Origin of the sequence: Synechococcus sp. MIT S9507 (assembly GCF_047304715.1) — a bacterium.
Classification (GTDB): domain Bacteria; phylum Cyanobacteriota; class Cyanobacteriia; order PCC-6307; family Cyanobiaceae; genus Synechococcus_C.
The window spans coordinates 2211139-2228651 of record NZ_CP138970.1 but is presented as its reverse complement, the minus strand read 5'-3'; the positions used below and the strand labels follow the sequence as shown (position 1 = coordinate 2228651).

The 17513-nt window shown below is 58.4% G+C and carries 22 protein-coding genes; 10 read left to right on the top strand and 12 right to left on the bottom strand.

From position 1 onward, the window contains the following. Positions 1-17: 17 nt before the first annotated feature. The 5 genes from SIB83_RS11885 to SIB83_RS11865 form a co-directional block, all read right to left on the bottom strand. Positions 18-605 carry an inorganic diphosphatase gene (locus SIB83_RS11885; protein WP_413406069.1) on the bottom strand — a complete coding sequence of 196 codons (588 nt, stop codon included), beginning with the start codon at positions 603-605 and terminating at the stop codon, positions 18-20. 50 nt (positions 606-655) lie between these two features. Beyond that, positions 656-2188: a carboxypeptidase M32 gene (locus tag SIB83_RS11880; RefSeq protein WP_413745930.1), complete on the bottom strand. Its 1533-nt coding sequence runs from the start codon at positions 2186-2188 to the stop codon at positions 656-658. A gap of 99 nt (positions 2189-2287) precedes the next feature. After that, positions 2288-2494: a hypothetical protein gene (locus tag SIB83_RS11875; RefSeq protein WP_413406065.1), complete on the bottom strand. Its 207-nt coding sequence runs from the start codon at positions 2492-2494 to the stop codon at positions 2288-2290. Between the two features lie 81 nt (positions 2495-2575). After that, entirely contained in the window at positions 2576-2716 is a 141-nt protein-coding gene (locus tag SIB83_RS11870) for a hypothetical protein (RefSeq protein WP_413745929.1), read from the bottom strand. 68 nt (positions 2717-2784) lie between these two features. Then, complete coding sequence (locus SIB83_RS11865; protein WP_413406062.1) at positions 2785-3054, bottom strand: hypothetical protein; 270 nt, start codon at positions 3052-3054, stop codon at positions 2785-2787. A 37-nt stretch (positions 3055-3091) separates the two neighbouring features. On the opposite strand from SIB83_RS11865, the gene SIB83_RS11860 reads away from it, so the two are divergent. The 4 genes from SIB83_RS11860 to SIB83_RS11845 all read left to right on the top strand — a co-directional run bounded on the left by SIB83_RS11860 (position 3092) and on the right by SIB83_RS11845 (position 6471). Continuing rightward, positions 3092-3373 (top strand): 4a-hydroxytetrahydrobiopterin dehydratase, encoded by a 282-nt coding sequence (locus SIB83_RS11860; RefSeq protein WP_413745928.1) that lies wholly within the window; start codon positions 3092-3094, stop codon positions 3371-3373. Positions 3374-3410: 37 nt separating this feature from the next. Then, positions 3411-4445 (top strand): CobW family GTP-binding protein, encoded by a 1035-nt coding sequence (locus SIB83_RS11855; protein WP_413745927.1) that lies wholly within the window; start codon positions 3411-3413, stop codon positions 4443-4445. Between the two features lie 64 nt (positions 4446-4509). Further along, positions 4510-4656 (top strand): hypothetical protein, encoded by a 147-nt coding sequence (locus SIB83_RS11850; protein ID WP_413745926.1) that lies wholly within the window; start codon positions 4510-4512, stop codon positions 4654-4656. A 297-nt stretch (positions 4657-4953) separates the two neighbouring features. Continuing rightward, positions 4954-6471, top strand: a complete 1518-nt coding sequence (locus SIB83_RS11845) for an ABC transporter permease (protein WP_413745925.1) — start codon at positions 4954-4956, stop codon at positions 6469-6471. A gap of 9 nt (positions 6472-6480) precedes the next feature. Here SIB83_RS11845 and SIB83_RS11840 read toward each other — a convergent pair whose 3' ends face one another. After that, a complete protein-coding gene (locus SIB83_RS11840) occupies positions 6481-7689 on the bottom strand; it encodes an esterase-like activity of phytase family protein (protein WP_413745924.1) in 1209 nt (402 codons plus the stop codon). Between SIB83_RS11840 and SIB83_RS11835 the strand changes: the two genes are divergently transcribed. Then, entirely contained in the window at positions 7606-8436 is an 831-nt protein-coding gene (locus SIB83_RS11835) for a cation diffusion facilitator family transporter (RefSeq protein ID WP_413747372.1), read from the top strand. The two genes, SIB83_RS11840 and SIB83_RS11835, sit on opposite strands and share 84 nt — an antisense overlap. On the opposite strand, the gene SIB83_RS11830 is transcribed toward SIB83_RS11835, so the two are convergent. Genes SIB83_RS11830 through SIB83_RS11815 form a run of 4 tightly spaced genes read right to left on the bottom strand, consistent with a single transcriptional unit; the run spans position 8391 to position 11915 of the window. After that, a complete protein-coding gene (locus SIB83_RS11830) occupies positions 8391-9401 on the bottom strand; it encodes a lysylphosphatidylglycerol synthase domain-containing protein (RefSeq protein WP_413747371.1) in 1011 nt (336 codons plus the stop codon). The genes SIB83_RS11835 and SIB83_RS11830 overlap by 46 nt on opposite strands. After that, positions 9395-10630: a nickel pincer cofactor biosynthesis protein LarC gene (gene larC / locus SIB83_RS11825; RefSeq protein ID WP_413406053.1), complete on the bottom strand. Its 1236-nt coding sequence runs from the start codon at positions 10628-10630 to the stop codon at positions 9395-9397. The genes SIB83_RS11830 and larC overlap by 7 nt, the downstream gene beginning before the upstream one ends. Next, positions 10627-11265 (bottom strand): hypothetical protein, encoded by a 639-nt coding sequence (locus SIB83_RS11820; protein WP_413406050.1) that lies wholly within the window; start codon positions 11263-11265, stop codon positions 10627-10629. Before SIB83_RS11820 ends, larC begins: the two co-directional genes overlap by 4 nt. Beyond that, positions 11262-11915, bottom strand: coding sequence for a hypothetical protein (locus tag SIB83_RS11815; protein WP_413747370.1), 654 nt, complete (start codon positions 11913-11915; stop codon positions 11262-11264). The genes SIB83_RS11820 and SIB83_RS11815 overlap by 4 nt, the downstream gene beginning before the upstream one ends. A gap of 86 nt (positions 11916-12001) precedes the next feature. Here SIB83_RS11815 and SIB83_RS11810 point away from each other — a divergent pair, with 86 nt between their 5' ends. After that, positions 12002-12721 carry a tetratricopeptide repeat protein gene (locus SIB83_RS11810; protein WP_413745923.1) on the top strand — a complete coding sequence of 240 codons (720 nt, stop codon included), beginning with the start codon at positions 12002-12004 and terminating at the stop codon, positions 12719-12721. Here SIB83_RS11810 and SIB83_RS11805 read toward each other — a convergent pair. Further along, on the bottom strand, positions 12699-12995 hold the full coding sequence (locus tag SIB83_RS11805) for a hypothetical protein (RefSeq protein ID WP_413406047.1): 297 nt from the start codon (positions 12993-12995) through the stop codon (positions 12699-12701). The two genes, SIB83_RS11810 and SIB83_RS11805, sit on opposite strands and share 23 nt — an antisense overlap. A 62-nt stretch (positions 12996-13057) precedes the next feature. Between SIB83_RS11805 and xth the strand changes: the two genes are divergently transcribed. The 4 genes from xth (at position 13058) to SIB83_RS11785 (ending at position 16838) form a co-directional block, all read left to right on the top strand. After that, a complete protein-coding gene (gene xth / locus SIB83_RS11800) occupies positions 13058-13900 on the top strand; it encodes an exodeoxyribonuclease III (RefSeq protein WP_413406045.1) in 843 nt (280 codons plus the stop codon). Positions 13901-14223: 323 nt separating this feature from the next. After that, entirely contained in the window at positions 14224-15525 is a 1302-nt protein-coding gene (gene hemL / locus SIB83_RS11795) for a glutamate-1-semialdehyde 2,1-aminomutase (protein WP_413406327.1), read from the top strand. 18 nt (positions 15526-15543) lie between these two features. Further along, positions 15544-15933, top strand: a complete 390-nt coding sequence (locus tag SIB83_RS11790; protein ID WP_413745922.1) for a hypothetical protein — start codon at positions 15544-15546, stop codon at positions 15931-15933. A gap of 146 nt (positions 15934-16079) precedes the next feature. After that, positions 16080-16838, top strand: coding sequence for a carbohydrate porin (locus tag SIB83_RS11785; protein WP_413745921.1), 759 nt, complete (start codon positions 16080-16082; stop codon positions 16836-16838). A gap of 3 nt (positions 16839-16841) precedes the next feature. On the opposite strand, the gene SIB83_RS11780 is transcribed toward SIB83_RS11785, so the two are convergent. Continuing rightward, entirely contained in the window at positions 16842-17336 is a 495-nt protein-coding gene (locus tag SIB83_RS11780; protein ID WP_413406041.1) for a nucleotide-binding protein, read from the bottom strand. Positions 17337-17513: the final 177 nt, after the last annotated feature.

The following is a 17513-nucleotide window of genomic DNA, read 5'->3' as shown; positions in this document are numbered from 1 at the left end:
GCGTATCAACAAGTGGATCAATCCACAAGCTTGGGATCGATCTCAGCCTGATAACGAGCCTCACAGGTCTTGATGATCTCGATGGCTTTGTCTGTTCCGAAGAATCCGTTCACGCTGCAGGTTCCTGGCTTCTTCAGATCCTTGTAGTGCTCCCAGTAATAGGTGGTTTCTTTTTTCCAGTGATCACCCAGGTCCTCAAAGCTCTTGATGTGATCCATGCGCTTGTCATCGGCCAGCACCGCGATGACCTTGTCATCAACCTCACCACCATCATCAAAGGTCATGATGCCGATGATGCGTGCTTCAACGATCGAACCTGGAACCAGAGGCTCAGTGACATTCACGATCTCGATGTCGAGTGGATCGCCATCTTCATCCCAGGTCCGGGGAATGCAGCCGTAGGCGAAGGGATAGGCCAGCGAGGAATAACCAACCCGATCGAGCTTCAGGTGACCGGTCTCGGTGATCAGCTCGTACTTGTTGATCGTGTTCGAGTTGAGCTCAATGATTGTGTTCAGACGCAACTCGGATTCATCAGCGAAGGCCGGCAGCACATGCAGCAGGTTGGGCATGCTGCGGCTTGGAGCCTGGTCGAGGTTGGCCATGGAAGACGACATTCGAAGCGGTGATATTACGAGGCACGTCTCAGGGAGCTTCAGGCGCTCGCAAGGAACAACCGCTCCAGCTTGGCCTCGAGGTAGTTCAGGAACGGATCACTGGAGAGAGGTCGACCGGACACCTGCTCGACAAGCTGTTCGGCATTGAGGGAACGCCCGATTGGATGAACGTTGGACCTCAGCCAACCGAGCATGACGCTGAGATCACCACGGCGGACATGCTCTTCGGGAGAACCGATGGACGCTGCCATCGCCTCGCTCAACTGCGCGCTGACGAGGTGCCCGAGCAGATAGGAGGGAAAATAACCAAACAAACCTTCGCTCCAGTGCACATCCTGAAGGCAGCCCTGGGCATCGTCGACGGGAGTGACTCCCAGCAAATCGCGGTAGCGACGGTTCCATTCGCTCGGGAGATCCTCCACCGGCAGGCCCTGCTCCAGCAGAGCCAGCTCAAGATCCGTTCGCACAAGAATGTGAAGCCCGTAGCTGAGTTCATCAGCCTCCACGCGATTGCATCCAGGGGCAACCGGATTCATCGCTTTCCAGAGATCCACCGCCGACTCAAGCGGTGCACCCGCAGCGGCAAAGCGCTCCCACCAGAGTTCCGAGAAGGGTTCACTGCGGGCCACCCGGTTCTCCCAGAACAGCGACTGACTTTCATGCACGGCCATCGACGTGGCCTGGCCGAGAGGCCAGGCGAACCATTGATGCGTTGTGGTCGGCAATCCTTGCTCATAAAGCGAGTGGCCCCATTCATGGGCTGTTGCCAGAAAACATGAAAGGGGCTGGCCAGCCACCACACGCGTGGTGATGCGGAAGTCGCGAGGACCCAACGTGATCGAGAAGGGGTGTGGCGAAGCCGCCACACAGGTGATTCCCTTGTCCCTGCCCCAGTCACTGAGAAGCTGATCACAGAGCTGCTGCTGAGTCGACGCGGGCAGATCCCAGCCGAGAGACGACGGCCTGGAACTGCCCTTGAGTTGCTCTAGTAGCTCAGGCAAACGCCTGCGCAGCGGCGCGAAAAGATCCTGAAGCCTCTCCAGCGTGAGGTCAGGCTCAAATGGCTGCGCGAGGGTTTCCCAGCAACTTCGCGGTTCTGCCAGCTGACGGGCCTGTTCCTGTCGCAACTCCACCATCCGGCGCAGAGCCGGAGCGAACAAGGGGAAATCGGAACTGCTGCGGGCCTGTTGCCAGAGGTCGTAACCCTGGGATTTGGCTGTGGCGAGAGCACTGACAAGATCAGGATCCAGTGCTTGCTGCCGCTGCAGATCCTGCTCAAGCAGATCCAGATTGCGGCCCTGACCACTGATGGCTTCAGGGCAATCAACATCGTTGGCGCCGATTCGCCACTCCTCGCGGGCATCCGCGATCAGCTCCGCATAGTGCTCGGAACTCTGGCGGGAATGAAGCTGGCGAGCCAGCAATGCCAGTTGTTCTCCCCTCCAGGCCGCTCCACCGCTCGGCATCCGGGTGTTCTGATCCCAGTAAAGAGTCCTGGTTATGGACTCCATAACCTGGGTTTCGTGCAGGTGTGAGCCAAGACGATCCCAAGCCGTTGTCCCGGCAGCCATTGGCTTCATCGATCTGAAAAGACCTTAACCAGCTTCAAGATCCGGAAACAGATCCATGGGCTCTGATCAGCGCTTGACATGACTGAAATCAATCAGCCTTCACGCCTGTTCCTGATCATCGCTTGCAGTGGAATCATGCTCCCCACCCTCGGCGCGCAAAGCCCTCTCGAGAGCATTGACCTGGGCTGTTCGTTCAGGTGATTCAACGATGACATTGACCTGCCTGACAGCGACAAGTTTTCGCCACAGCAGTGCAATCAGCCAGGAGGCGGTTGCGAAGACTGCTGCGAAATACAGGAGTCTCATGATCTCCCAAGGTCCGCAGAGAAGTTGTTCTAATTGAAATGATGGTCCGAGGGCGTGGTTGAAATCAACAGCCCACTCATTTCAGTTCCTCGCCGTCTCGTCTTCAGAGGAGCTTTTCTGTTCCTCCTGTTGTTCATGCGTGAGCCGTTTCAACTGGCGACGGGCTTCCTGACGCCTGAACAGCTCATGAAAGCGAATGACCAGATAGTCGACGTCTGTCATCAATCAAGACCTCCATCGCAAGCTGACCGCACAATCAACGCATTGTCTCGCAAAAACTGGCGATTGGTTCAGTCTTTGCGGCAATAGCCACCGCCCATGGGATTCCAACCGGACGGACAGTTCGCATCCATTGCCGGGCGGAGTGTATAACTCATCAGCCCAAGAGCGCTGCACTTACCGTTTGACAGATCCGTGTAGCCCATCGGGCACTCCGCAGTGAGCTTCTTGACGACGCGCTGAGCGATCGCCGGGGAAGGCGAAACGCTGAGCATCGGAACAGCAATCAGCGGAAGCCAGACCATTCTGTTGATCATCTGTTGACCGAAACCGCTGCTCACGTTCCAGGCTAAAGCTGAAGTTCAGAAGAGATGGTCCATGGCAGCACTGCTCAGCCTTCAGGAACGCGACAACCTTCGCGCCACGCTGGCGCAGTGGCAGGTGGGAGATGAGCGGATCAAACGCCAGTGGCAATTCAGCGACTTCAGCGAGGCATTCGCCTTCATGACCAGGGTTGCGCTGTTGGCGGAAACGAAACAGCACCATCCCAACTGGAGCAACGTCTACAACCGGGTGACGATCGAACTGACGACGCACGACCTGGGAGGCATCAGCAATCTGGATGTTGAGCTGGCGCGTTCCATTGACGCCCTGCAGTGAGCCGCTGTCAGAGTGGAACTAGAGAAGAAAACCGTCTATGACCACCAGCGTGAAGCGAGCCGCAGTGCCGGTGACGATTCTCACTGGCTTTCTCGGAGCAGGGAAAACCACGCTGTTGAATCACATCCTGAGCAATCAGGAAGGGCTTAAGACAGCTGTTTTGGTCAACGAATTCGGAGAGATCGGGATCGACAACGAGTTGGTGGTAAGCACCAACGAGGACATGGTCGAACTGAGCAACGGGTGCATCTGCTGCTCGATCAACGGCGAGCTGCTTGAAGCCGTCGACCGCATTCTCAAAAGACCCAAGCCTGTGGAATATCTCGTGGTGGAAACCACGGGGCTGGCTGATCCGCTTCCCGTCGCGATGACATTTCTGGGCAGCGAGCTGCGTGATTTGACGAGACTCGACTCGATCATCACCCTGATTGATGCCGAGAACTTCGGGGCGGAGGCCATTGCCAGCGAAGTCGGTCGATCGCAGGTGATCTACGGCGACATCCTCATGCTCAACAAGACCGATCTCGTCGATGAGGGACGAGTGAAGGATGTCGAGCAACAGCTGCGCGACGTTAAGAAGGATGCACGAATCCTTCACTCGGTGAAGGGAGATGTGCCGCTGCCGCTGCTGTTGAGCGTGGGTCTGTTCGAATCCGACCGAGTGGTGAAAGAAGGCCATGACCATGAGCACAGCCATGACCACGGACACAGCCATGACCACGGGCACAGCCACCACGACCATGACCACGACCACGGGTCCGCTGATGACCTGGCCATTGAAGGCTTCACGTCACTGTCCTTCTCAAGCAGTGATCCCTTTGATCTGAGAGCGTTTCAGAATTTTCTCGACAACCAGCTGCCTGAAAGTGTTTTCCGGGCCAAGGGAATTCTCTGGTTCAAGGAAAGCGAGCGCCGCCATGTGTTTCATCTGGCTGGCAAACGCTTCTCCATCGATGACAGCGACTGGAGCGGAACCCGCAAGAACCAATTGGTGCTGATCGGCCGTGGACTCGACCATGACGCCCTGAGGCAGCAGCTTCAGGACTGCGTTTTCGTCGCTGGTGATCGTTAAGTGGGAGGGAAGTTGCCCCGTATTCAGCAAACTTGATTAGGGTGGCAAGCAATGAGGAGAGGGCATGGTTGAAGTTCTCGCGGCAGGTGGACTGGTAATGGTCCTGGCACTCGCCTACTGGCTGCTGCTCGACTCCGATGACGACAACGGTGGTGGAGGATTGATGGAGCCTGCCCTCGTTCCCATCCCTATTCGGAGCAACGATCGTTAACAGCGGCTTGTATTTGCTGTCACTTTCACAACCCTCACCTGGCGTGAGGGTTTTTTGATGCAGGCATTGAGGTTATTGAATACGCTTCTCAAGATCGGCTTCAAGTGTGTTTTTTCCGGCCTTCCTGCAGCAATCCAATGGATTCCTTCTGCCTGGAGAGCACCACACCCACTGGCTCCAGCAAACAGAACCAGAAGCCAGGTCTGCTCCTGAACACCAGTCCTAGCAAGTGATTCAAGCGTGAATAGTGACAGTTCCTCCATAGCAGATCCTCTTCGGCAAGGGGTGCTCACTCGTATGCGCAGCTTGCTGTCAGGCCGCTTTTGGCTGGTGGCAGGAGCCGTGGCCATTGCCTTCCTAGCTCTGCTTCCGGTCATCGGCCTGCTGGGCGAGGGACTCAATGGAGTGAGCAACGGCAATGCCAGCCTCAGGCCGGATGGTCTGATTCAGATCCGCGGCACGGTGGTGCTACTCCTTGGCACCAGCCTGTTGGGAGGTGTGATCGGCACCGCCAACGGTTGGCTGCTGGCGAACTGCCGTTTCCCAGGCCGCCGCTGGCTGCGGATCGCCCAGCTGCTGCCACTGGCCAATCCGTCGTATCTGCTAGCGGCAACCCTTGTGGATATCGGCAGTCTCGAGGGAATCACCATCAGCGGGATGGGATGGGGAATCGTCGTGATGGCGCTGACCACCTACCCCTATGTCTTCCTGCTCAGCGCCGAAAGCTTCACCATCTGCGGACGCCGACAACTGGAAGCCTGCCGCTCGCTGGGAGTCGGTCCCTGGAACAGTTTCCGCCGGATCGCACTGCCCATGGCCCTGCCGGCGATCGGAGCAGGCATTGCCCTCATGGGCATGGAGGTTTTGAATGAATACGGCGCTGTGCAACTGCTCAACATTCCCAGTCTTTCGGCTGGAATCATCGAGGCCTGGAGAATCGAAGGCAATCCCACCGGTGCCGTGGGTCTTGCGCTGATCACACTCGGCATCGTGATGGTCCTTCTGTTCGGCGAACGCAGACTGCGCAGCCGCAGCCGCCGCTGGTCAGAAGGCGTGGCAGGAGGAGAATCTCCTGCGTGGATGCTGAGCGGCGGACGAGCCTTTGCAGCCCAGGTGCTGGGAGCGGTACCTCCCCTGATCACCCTTGGCATTCCTCTGTTGTGGGGCGGAATGAACTGGCAGCAGCTGGCCACAGGTCTGACACCCGAATTGCTGCTGCTCACCCTGCGCACTCTGGGTCTAGCGCTGGCAGCGACACTGCTGGCAGGTCTGGCGGCCATGTTGCTGGCCATTGCCAAGCGCTGGAGTCCTGCCAGATGGCTCAGAGGTGTGACGTTTCTAGCGGGCATGGGCTACGCCATTCCAGGCGCAGTGCTGGCGCTGGCTCTGCTGGTCGTCGGCGCACCCTGGCAACTGTCTCCGATACTGCTTCTGCTCTGGGGATACAGCGACCGATTCCTCGCGGTCAACAAAGGAGGGATTGATGCAGCTCTGGAGCGACTCTCCCCCAGCCTTGACGAAGCAGCAACAGGGCTGGGCTTGCGTTGGCCGGCCGTGCTCAGACGGGTTCATCTGCCGCTTCTGCGAGGCCCAATCCTTGTTGGCAGCCTGCTGGTGTTCGTGGACACCGTGAAGGAGCTTCCGCTCACATTCGCACTAAGGCCTTTCGATTTCGACACGCTTGCCGTGCGGGTGTTTCAGTACGCAGGTGATGAGCGACTCGCCGCTGCGGTCTGGCCGTCCCTGATGATCCTGGTCCTGGGTCTGATCGCTTCATCAGCTCTGGTGCCCCGATTGGATCGGGACACGGAGTAGAGGTCGAGATCAGAAAGCGAAACGACTGGGCACACAGTCCTGCCCACGCCGAGGAGCCAGCACGGACAGCCAGCTGCTCTGTAAAGGGTGAAAACCATCGTCACTCACCAGCACAAGTGGAATTCGACCGTCTTTCATCACCGGCCCCCAGGCCATTCCCTCCCAGTTGGCTGATGGCAGACCACTCGCCAACAGATCCCAGCTTTGCCATGCTTGTATCGGCGGAGCTTTAGGCAACTCCCTCGCTGGAAGTCGCAGAATCTGCAAATGGGCAGTCCACCCAGCCGGCCATGAAAAACCGCGCAGCAGAGCGAGAACAGTTGCGTCATTTTCCATCGCCAGCAGTTCACTCAAGCCCAGCTTCCGACTGACGGCTGCACCTGCTGGTCCGATTTCGAATCCCCCCAGCGGTTCAAGTCGATGCTGCGAACCGGGCTGCGAACCGGAACCGAGGCGAGCGAAACGCACCCAGTCCTTTCCCTTCTGAGCCTTGTCCTGAATCAGCGGCGCCTCAGCTGCCATCAGCAGATCACCGGATGCCCTCTGCGTGAGTGCTTCGGGTCCCTTGTTGGCGGCAAGCCCCTGACCCTCCCTCTCCTGCCAGTCGGCCAAAAGGGGTACCTCCTGCTGCAGGCGTCCGTTCAAGAGGTTGTAACGCTGCAGTCTTGCCCTTCTCTCAGGGCTTCGTCGCCCCTCGCTGACGATCCAGATCTGATTGCCGTCAAGCACCAGCCCCTCTCCGTCAAAGCCCGCCATCAGAGGTGAGCCCTCTCGCCCCCTCAACAGCAGACGTCGCCCACCCTGCAGCGATGCCTGCTCCCCTTTCAGGAGATGGCTCAGGCCAGTGAACGACACCAGGTAACCCGTGGTTGCATCGCTCAGCAACCAGAGACGGTCCTGCTTCCGTTGATAGGCCAAAGCAGAGAAGCCACCAACACGATCGCCATCCAACCCTTTGGATGGGAGTTCAACGTTGTGAAGCAACTCCCAGCCAGCTGCCAGAGGGCAAGGAAGTGCCCGGGCTGGCGATGGCAAAGCCGACAGAGCTATGACCATCATGTCGTTAGGTGCCGTGAGCAACTGGAACATCATCACCACCACAGCCACAGTCGGCAGGCATTCCGCTGGACGGTTCTGCTCAATGCCTCTTTGAGCGGTTTGCAGATCGCTGTGGGGATTGCCTTCGGATCGATCGCATTGATCGGCGATGCCCTCCACAACGTCGGTGATGTGGCGGGACTCCTGATGGGCTGGGGAGCGGAGAGCCTGAGCCAAAGACCTGCCAAGGGGCGGTTCAGTTACGGCTTTGGACGCTCCACCCAGCTGGCAGCCGTCGCCAACGCCGTTCTGATCCTGATGGCTTCCGCCGTCGTCTGCGTGGAGTCGCTGCAACGATTCCGACAACCGGAGCTGGTGGTGGCATGGCCGGTTGCCATCGCCGCAGGCGCTGGCCTTGTCGTGAACCTGCTCTCCGCCCAGCTGTTCGGATCAGATCATCATGGTGATCTCAACCGCCGAGCAGCCGCTCTTCACCTGCTCGGAGATGCAGCCGTTTCTGCGGCGGTGCTGGTGAGTGCGCTTGTGTCCGGCATCACCGGCTGGACGTGGCTGGATCCACTCACAGGGCTTGGAGTCGGCCTGAGCGTCGGATGGCTCGGAATCATGCTGCTGCGTGATGGTCTGGCCGAGCTGATGGACGAAACTCCCCATCGCATTGATCCCGCAGCCGTTCTGGAGGCTCTGCAAACCATGCCTGGCGTTCAGGGAGTCCATCACCTGCACATCTGGTCCATCGGCGGAACGCGCGTGGCCCTCACAGTTCATCTCCAAAGGCCCAAAGAAGTGAGCCAACAGGATCCGCAGCTCCTGAGCGAGGTGAGACAGGCCATGCAACGAAAGGGCATCGAACACTGCACCGTTCAACTGGAAGAACTCGACGAAGACTGCGGCGAATCGCTCAGCTGATGCAAACGAACAGCGATCATGCGGTCCGCTTTGACACCTGTCGCGGCCATCAGATCAGCGAGAGTCACCACGAGTCGATAACTGAGTGCCACAGCCAGAAGTGCTGGCTCCGGAACGGATGAACTCAGGCGCAGCAGCAGCACCGCTTCAAAGACACCCAGTCCACCGGGCGCAGCAGGAACAACAAGCCCTGTGGCCCAGGCCAGAGCGAAGGCTGACATCCAGCTGCCGATCGGAAGCACTGGTGTCAGACCGAACACCTGAATGCAGCACCAGAACCCCGAGAAGCGGGAAGTGATGAACACCAGCTCGGCCAGGAGAGGAAGCAAGGGGTAGTCCTTGCGGCCGCTTCCCAGCTGTTCCAGCGGAGGCAAGGAGGCAAGATCGGGATCTGACCGGTTGAGTTGCCTTAAACGGCTGCGTTCCAGCCGGCTGAGCAAGGGCTCTCTCCAGCGAGGCAGTAACAGCAGAGCAGGCAGCGGAGTCAGCAAAGCCAGACCGCTCTGCCAGCCACCGAAGGGCACCCAGAGCAGGGCCGCCACCACCATCAACATGGGCTCCATCAAAACGGAGACCAGTGCGGGCCCCGTGCCGATGGAAGGGCCCAGGACCCGCACACGTTGGATGAAATGCCACACGCCGCCTGGCAGGTACTTGAGCAGATTGCTGCTGAGGTACAGAGGCACCAGAGGTGTTGAGCCCGTGCCATGTCCCAGCCAGCTCACCAGCACCTGCCAGGCGCCTGCATTGACAAGCAGGCTCAGCCAACTGAGGCCGAGAGCAAGCACAAGCCACCACCAGCCTTGAGCTGTGATTGAAAGGGATCGCAGTCCCGCTGCGTGGCCGGCCAGCGCCCAGACGACAAATCCCAGCGTGAGCAGGGTGATCCACAGCTTCACGCCGCCGGGAAACCTCACGCCTGCGGGAAGCTTTGCCGAGAGCAGGGACCGGAAACGCTTCAACATGTCCACTCCTGCTGGGAATCGAACTGAAGTGCTTCCTGAGAAAGCTTCTGCCAGAGCATCTCAGGAGAAAGGCCTGCTCGGTGTGCGAGTTCATGGAGAGCATCCCTCTCGGGCTTCACAGTCCTGGTTCCATCCGGCTTCAAAGTCTGCTTTGCAGCAAGCTCACCCCACGGAGTGGAGAGCGATCCTCGACGCCGCGGCAGCACCCAGCGCCCCTGACGCCGCTCGCGCAGTCCCAGGGTTGGACTGTCCTTCCACCAGATCCGGCGCAGGTCCGCCGCTCGCTCAGGCAGTACAAGAGCCGTCAAGGCGGTTCCTGGACGACCCTTCTTCATCTGCAGCGAGGAACAGGCCACATCGAGAGCACCCGCATCGCGCAGCTGCTGTATCAACCACGCCATGGCTTCAGCTGAAACATCATCAATCCAAGCCTCCTGAACGATCAGGTCCTGCCAACGAGGCTGATTGGATGCATCAGGGCCCTGTGGACGCTGGCGGATGAGGCGGAGCAGATTGGGGCGGTCAAGCTGACGATGGCCGAGGCCGGTTCCCACCGCGTCGGGAGCCAGCTGTTCAGGCCATCCGAACCCGTCTGCAAGCACAGCCATCAAAGCCAGCCCCGTCGGGGTTGTCAGCTCAGCTTCCGGCCAGTCCCCGCCCCAGCGAAGTTCAACAGAATGACGTCGCGCCAGCTCAAGCACCGCTGGGGCGGGGACCGGCAGCAGTCCGTGAGCCGTGGCCACCGCACCTCGTCCTGCGGGAGGAGGAACACACCAGAAGGACCTTGGATTGAGATGCTCCACGGCGGCGCAGACCCCAACCACATCAACGAGGCTGTCCATGGCTCCGACTTCGTGGAAATGCACGTGGTCAGCTGGAATGCCGTGAACGGCCGCTTCGGCGTCAGCGAGCGCGGAAAACACCGACAACACCCTGTCCTGCAGTGATGGAGGAAGCACGGCAGCCTCGATGATCCGACGCAACTCGCCCCAGCGTCGATGCGGTGGCTGCTGATCCCGGCCTTCAACATCGAGTCTGAGTCCGCGCAAACCGCCGTTTTGCGCTTCCTCGACTCGCAGTACATAGGCGTTTTCGAAACCAAGCTCCCTCAGAGGGGCATGAACCACCTCAGTTGGAACACCCAGATCAAGGAAAGCCGCCAGCAACATGTCTCCTGCCAGCCCCGTTGGACAGTCCACCACGTAGGTGGCATCGATCCCTGAGGTCATTTCACCTCCGGATCGAGACCCTCCAGCAGTCTTTCAGCGATGACATCGAGATCATCCAGACGTTTTCTGAGAAGCTGCTCCACCTCACGGCGGGCACGACGCTGCTCCCGTTGCGCAGTGGCGACATCCTGGCCTGAAAGACCCCAGATCCTGCCGAGCAGGGCACGGTCATCAGCCCCGCCACGAGCGGATCCCTCCAGCAGTGTCTCAGCCACCATCCCGGCCTGGAGAACCCTGCTCCAGCGACGCAGATCCTCCAGGGGTAAGCGGACCTGATCAGGGAGTTCGAATTCGGTGGCTCCATTGCTGCGCAGGCCTGCCTCCAGACAGGGACGGGTTCCAACCAGAACGCGCCGCACCTTCATCTCCTCTTCGCGGGCAACAAGCCAGTGGCCAGCTTCATGGCGCGCCACCCGACGCAGGCGTGTCCTGCCTCCGGGAAGGGCTTCAGCAAGAAGATGCCCTCCCATCCCCTCCAGCTGGGAAGCATCGAGGGTGAGTCCCAGTAGCCCACCACCGACAATCAGAGCGATCCAGGCAGGCGACAGGCCCACAAGCGGACCGAAGACCGCGAGTCCTGTGCATCCGGCGACTGCAAGCCCGGCGGTGGTGCTGGAAACGGGAGATGGGTTCATGAACTGCGAGCGGGTCGACTGCGTTCTGCAGGACGACGGGACGCGCCACCGCGGCCCTTGCCGCCACGGGTGGGCATCGGTGCGATCACATCAACGGACTCGACTTGAAGCAACTGTCCCTGACGACGCACGTCGAGGCTGACGAAATGGCGCAGGTGCGCAAGCTCGACATCACCACTGAGCTGCAACTTGAACGGCAAGGGACGGAAGCCATCAGCACGCGGCTGCTGACGCACCTTGATGACAACCTCCGAAGCCTCGGGCTTTGTGTAGATGAGCTCGCCTCTGATCGAGAAGTAATCGTCACCCTCAGGCAACGCATCGATGGATGGATCACCGGAATCGGTCTCCGGATCGGAAGCTGAAAGGGTGCTGGGCTCCCAGATTCCAGCGATCTGAAGATGCAGCTGACCAGCCTCCCTGCATCGCGGGTAAACCACCCAGAGGTGGGGTTTGCCCATGTCGAGATGACGACGCATCAACGTGAGCATTCGGCCCAGAACAACGGCATCAATCTCCTGTCCATCGGCATCAAGCAAATGGCCGCGGGTGGTTTGTTCTTCGGATTCCGGGCGGAAAATTCCGCGCACGACGCCGATCGCCCGGTACTGCAGCGGCTCGGTGACCGCGGGAATGGGATGGTCGCGCATCAGCTTTAGGGGCATCCACTGGCCCGCAGCAACTCTAGCCAGCTTCGACAAGGAGCCTCAGACTGGGCGAGCGTTCCCACGGCACGGTGGCGGGCTACTGGCGTCAAACGACGGAAACTCTGGCAAGGCTGGGCGCTGTTACTGGCCTGTGTGTGTTTGCGGGTTGGATGGTGATCAACTTTTGGCCTGCAACTGAACCTCAGGCGACCATCCGCGAAGACTCGTCCCCTTCCGAGCCATCCACTCTGGAGATTCTCAGAAGCCAGGTCAGGAACCACCCCGGCGACTGGCGCTGGTCACTGCTGCTGGCTCGCGCACAGCACGACAACGGAGATCGCGAAGCAGCCGTTCGCACCTTGAGACCTCTGCAGCGCCTGCATCCCGATCGACTCGAGGTGGTGACTTTATCGGCTCTGCTCGCTCTGGAAGCCGACCGGGAGGAAGAGCTGATCAAACATCTGAACGGACAATTCGAATCCGCAACCGCTGAACGTCGGCTTGGACTGGGACTGCTGATGGCTGATCTGCGCCGCATGTCAGGTGACTCGGAAGCCGCTTCGGATCGCTACCGAGATCTGATCAAAACCCATTCGCAACGACCAGAACCATTTCTGGCATTCGCCCTTCTCAAACGGGATCAGGGTGAGGGGGATGCTGCCATCGCTTTGCTGCGCAAGGCCATCAAACTGAACAGAAATCCCGCGACGTCAGCAGCGGAACTGAAGACGCTTGAACGTCGCTGGGCGCTTGAAGCTGCACGGAACAAACCGGCAAGCCGAGCTCTCAAGGCTGCGACAACTCCCTGAGCGCCTCGTCAATGGCATCGGAAGGGTCAGTGGCATCGTTCATCGATGAGGCCTGACGCAGGTTCCTCATCAGCTCCATCGGATTCGTGACATCGAGCACGGAACCCTTCTTTTTGGATTCCCCCGGGAGTGTGTTGTAGATGTCACGATCTGCATTGCGCTCAATCCCACTCGGCTGCGACAGCGTGGTCTGGGAATAGGCAGCGGGAGAAACCGGAAGCAAAGCGCTGCTGACGGCGATCACAAGACCGGAGGTCACGCGGAGCGATTGCATGGGATCAGATCCTCGGTACCGGTGGATGCTAAGGGTCTCCAAAGAGATGCAGCAGGGCTTCCGTGCAGATCGCGAGCTGGAATGTCAATTCGATTCGCACTCGACTGGATCATGTCCTTCGCTGGCTGGAGAACAGCGATGTGGATCTGCTGGCCTTGCAGGAGACCAAAGTCGATGATCCGCTCTTTCCATCGGAGTCTTTTCGCGCAAAGGGGTACAACGTCAGCTTCCATGGGCAGAAGTCGTACAACGGCGTGGCTCTGGTCAGCCGGCATTCACTGGAAGACGTTCGCCTGGGGTTCACCGGAGAACTGACTGCCGATCTGCAGACCGAAGAGCTGAGCCAACAGAAAAGAGTGATCAGTGCGCTGGTGGATGGGATCAGGGTTATCAACCTCTATGTACCGAACGGTTCCAGCCTCAAATCCGAGAAGTACGCATACAAACTCCAGTGGCTTTCCTGCCTCGAGAGGTATCTGAGAGCGACTCAGTTACGGGATGAGCCTCTATGCGTTGTGGGGGATTTCAACATCGGACCGGAGGCCAGAGACCTGCATGACCCGGACCGGCTCAGCGGTGGGATCATGGCTTCCGATGCCGAACGCGACGCCTTGTCTCAAGCGCTCGGGGATGATCTCAAGGACGCTTTCCGGCTGTTCGAATCGGGCAGCGGCCACTGGAGCTGGTGGGACTACCGAAGCGGCGCATGGAATCGAGACAGCGGATGGAGGATTGATCACATTTATCTGAGTTCCGATCTTCAGGAGCTGGCACTCAGCTGCAAGATCGACAAACGCGAGCGCGACCGCGAACAACCCAGCGACCATGCACCTGTGATCGTTGATCTCTCCTGGGAGCTGGAGGACGAATCCGGTGACGATGACGGGAGCTTCGTCGCTGATTGAGCCCAAAAATCAAAACGGAAATGGTTCAGTCCAAGGCGGTTGCTCTGACCGGAAACGACGATGAAGTTGCGTTCAAGGTCGATCCGTCACAGTCTTAAACAAGCCATTCCTGAATGCGGCAGCCAACACCGCGTGCGGCCTGGAAATGCCTCAGATCAAGCTCAGACGCTGTTCAGGCGCGAAATGATCAGGCCCGGAAACACGATGCTCTGACATGTATCACAAGTTCCGGAATCCCTGCTTCGTACACAGATCGGCCGTTTTGGCACGTTCTTGGGTCAGGATGTGGCACGGTTTGCATCGGCCCCTTGGCCTCCGCCCCCGTGACAGCACCAAGCTTCAACACCAGTCGCTCCCAGGAGCTGTTCAGTGCCGCCCAGGCTCTGATGCCTGGTGGCGTGAGCTCCCCAGTGCGTGCATTCAAATCTGTGGGTGGCCAGCCGATCGTTTTCGATCGCGTCAAGGGCCCCTACGCCTGGGACGTTGATGACAACAAATACATCGACTACATCGGCAGCTGGGGGCCCGCGATCTGTGGTCATGCCCATCCCGAAGTGATCAGTGCGCTGCAGGAAACAATTGAGAAGGGCACCAGCTTCGGAGCCCCCTGCGCACTCGAAAACACGTTGGCGGAGATGGTGATCGACGCCGTTCCCAGTGTGGAGATGGTTCGCTTCGTGAACAGCGGCACCGAAGCCTGCATGGCGGTGTTGAGACTGATGCGCGCTTTCACCGGTCGCGACAAGGTCATCAAATTCGAAGGTTGCTACCACGGCCATGCCGACATGTTCCTGGTCAAGGCCGGGTCGGGTGTGGCCACTCTTGGGCTGCCTGACTCACCTGGTGTTCCACGCAGCACCACCGCGAACACGCTCACCGCGCCCTACAACGATCTCGAAGCGGTCAAGCAGCTGTTTGCTGAGAACCCCGATGCCATTTCAGGTGTCATTCTTGAACCCATCGTTGGCAACGCAGGATTCATCCAGCCTGAGCCTGGGTTCCTCGAGGGTTTGCGCGAACTCACCAAAGAGAACGGAGCTTTGCTCGTCTTCGACGAAGTGATGACGGGCTTCCGTATCAGTTACGGCGGCGCCCAGGCGCATTTCGGTGTCACCCCTGATCTCACCACCATGGGCAAGGTGATCGGCGGAGGGCTGCCTGTGGGGGCCTACGGAGGTCGACGGGAAATCATGGAGATGGTGGCTCCTGCCGGTCCCATGTACCAGGCCGGCACTCTGAGCGGAAATCCCCTCGCCATGACGGCGGGCATCAAGACTCTTGAGCTCCTGAAACAGCCTGGCAGCTACGACAAACTCACCGCAACCACTGAAAAACTGGTCGCTGGCATCAAGGAGGCAGCAACGGCTGCTGGTCTGTCCATCACGGCGGGAAGTGTCAGCGCCATGTTCGGTTTCTTCCTGTGTGAGGGGCCTGTGCGCAACTTTGAAGAGGCGAAGGCAACGGATGCTGATCGTTTCGGCAGACTGCACCGGGCCATGCTGGAGAGAGGCGTTTATCTGGCGCCGTCTGCCTTCGAGGCCGGTTTCACCTCACTGGCTCACTCGGACGCAGACATCGAGGCCACGATTCAGGCATTCCGCGAAAGTTTCGCTGCAGTCGCCTGATCCAGGGAAGGTCATGAAATGAACCCCATGCCGCATCAAGCCACCGGCCTGGGGGGGCAGCTCAGAGGGCTTTTGGTAGGGCTTGCTTTGGTCTCTTCATCACTCCTGGGAGCTCCAGGCCGCAGTGGACCACTCAACACGCGGCTTGATCTTCCCGAGTGGCTTGACCTCAGCATTGACTACACCTCTGAGCCGATGACCGGTATCACCGGTGGGGCCCATCCTTCAGCGGCGAGCTGGTATCAAACTGTGGTGCTCGACCTTTCCATGAGCAGCGGTTTCGCAAAGAACCGGAAGGACTGGAACGAACTGGACCACTGGCAGCTCAACCTGCAGCTGACAAACAATGCCGGCGATTCCAACCTGAACAGCGAGCTGGGAGCGGCATTCGCCCTGCGAACCCTGTAGGTACCTGGATCACTGAAGTCTCAATGATCAGAAACCAGGGGGAAAGTTGGTGGCAAGCGGAACTTGGATTGTTATCGCTGAGTCCGGTTTCGCCCGGGGAGCCAGGCTTTCTGTCTGCACCCGCGATGAACAGCTACATCAGCTCAGTGCTCAACAACACTTTCAACCTGCTGATTGTGGGAGTACCGATCAATCCCTTCGTTGCCCCGGGTGTGAAGCTTCAGGCGAGTTCAGAGTCTCTCGGCTCCCTGGAATACGGATATTTCTACCTGAATCCTCAGAAAAACATCGCGTCAAGCCTTGGCGTCGATCCTGGAATTCCTGATGTAGAGGGAGGCGTTCAAGCCCTTCAATGGAAGAGCAATCCACTCTTGTCAAGAACTGATCTCAAAGAAGACATCATCATTCCAAAATCCAAAAAAAATATTGCCAGACAACTACCACAGCCTGAGGTTCAAATCGGGGGTTATTTGTCATCAACGCGTCTGCTCATTGACAACGGAATCGACTTGGGAGAAGGAACGAATCGAGGAATTTATGGATCTTTCACATGGCCAACGAATGTTGCAATTGGGCTGGATAATCGTCTCTGGGCCGCTGGCACGGTCAGCTTTGACCCTGGCAATAATCCGTATCCATCCTTTGTTGGAGGTGGCTGGTTGAGCCAGGGAATCATTCCAGGCAGACCCTTAGATGTGGTTGCATTTGGATTTGGACGAACAAGCTTCAGTCCAACCATCAATCCAGGCCTGGACTACGAAGGAATGGTGGAATTGAATTACTCCTTCTATTTATCAGACGAACTTCAAATCCAACCTGTTATGCAATGGATTATCAATCCAGGCGGGAAAGGACAGTCGCAAGGGATCTGGGCCGGTGGAATCCAGATCAATCTGAATCTCTGAGAGTCAGCGATAATTCTCAAACTGCAAAGGGATATCCAGTTCATCTTCTTTTGAACGTAACAACTGAATCACTTGCTGGAGATCATCCTTGCTCTTACCTGTCACTCGTAAACTGTCTCCCTGAATTGCCACGGTGACTTTCTTGAGCTCGTCTCGAACAATTTTGCTCATTTTCTTTGCAAGTTCCTGACTGAGTCCCTTCTTCAGCTGCACCGTCTGTTGAACGCGGTTACCACCCACTGTTTCCGCCGGCTGAAAATCGAAGATCTTCAAGGACAGATTTCTCTTTGTGGCTTTGGCTCGCAGAATATCTTCGACAGCCTGAAGTGTCATATCACTGGCCGTTGTGATCACAACAGCAGAGTCTTCAAGGACAATCTCCGTGCCGGAATCCTTGAGGTCATAGCGCTGGGAAACGTCCCTCCGCACCTGATCAAGCGTATTCACCAGCTCCTGACGATCAAAGTCAGAGACCACATCAAATGAATACGACGCCATTGATCAGATATCGGTGGCTGAAGGGTAGCAATGCTCATGGAGCTGCTCTCAACCTGAGATCTAACGACCAATCAATGGCGATGAATATCTGCGCTGCAATCAGCAAATCCATGCCAGACACAGCCTCAGGACAGGACGAAGAAGAGAACTGCAAAAGACTCGATGATGCAGCGGGAT

Coding starts and splice junctions, on each gene's coding strand:
- SIB83_RS11885 (WP_413406069.1), bottom strand. CDS start 605: ATGGCCAACCTCGACCAGGCTCCAAGCCGCAGCATGCCCAACCTGCTG.
- SIB83_RS11880 (WP_413745930.1), bottom strand. CDS start 2,188: ATGGCTGCCGGGACAACGGCTTGGGATCGTCTTGGCTCACACCTGCAC.
- SIB83_RS11875 (WP_413406065.1), bottom strand. CDS start 2,494: ATGAGACTCCTGTATTTCGCAGCAGTCTTCGCAACCGCCTCCTGGCTG.
- SIB83_RS11870 (WP_413745929.1), bottom strand. CDS start 2,716: ATGACAGACGTCGACTATCTGGTCATTCGCTTTCATGAGCTGTTCAGG.
- SIB83_RS11860 (WP_413745928.1), top strand. CDS start 3,092: ATGGCAGCACTGCTCAGCCTTCAGGAACGCGACAACCTTCGCGCCACG.
- SIB83_RS11855 (WP_413745927.1), top strand. CDS start 3,411: ATGACCACCAGCGTGAAGCGAGCCGCAGTGCCGGTGACGATTCTCACT.
- SIB83_RS11850 (WP_413745926.1), top strand. CDS start 4,510: ATGGTTGAAGTTCTCGCGGCAGGTGGACTGGTAATGGTCCTGGCACTC.
- SIB83_RS11845 (WP_413745925.1), top strand. CDS start 4,954: ATGCGCAGCTTGCTGTCAGGCCGCTTTTGGCTGGTGGCAGGAGCCGTG.
- SIB83_RS11830 (WP_413747371.1), bottom strand. CDS start 9,401: ATGTTGAAGCGTTTCCGGTCCCTGCTCTCGGCAAAGCTTCCCGCAGGC.
- larC (WP_413406053.1), bottom strand. CDS start 10,630: ATGACCTCAGGGATCGATGCCACCTACGTGGTGGACTGTCCAACGGGG.
- SIB83_RS11820 (WP_413406050.1), bottom strand. CDS start 11,265: ATGAACCCATCTCCCGTTTCCAGCACCACCGCCGGGCTTGCAGTCGCC.
- SIB83_RS11815 (WP_413747370.1), bottom strand. CDS start 11,915: ATGCGCGACCATCCCATTCCCGCGGTCACCGAGCCGCTGCAGTACCGG.
- SIB83_RS11805 (WP_413406047.1), bottom strand. CDS start 12,995: ATGCAATCGCTCCGCGTGACCTCCGGTCTTGTGATCGCCGTCAGCAGC.
- SIB83_RS11790 (WP_413745922.1), top strand. CDS start 15,544: ATGAACCCCATGCCGCATCAAGCCACCGGCCTGGGGGGGCAGCTCAGA.
- SIB83_RS11780 (WP_413406041.1), bottom strand. CDS start 17,336: ATGGCGTCGTATTCATTTGATGTGGTCTCTGACTTTGATCGTCAGGAG.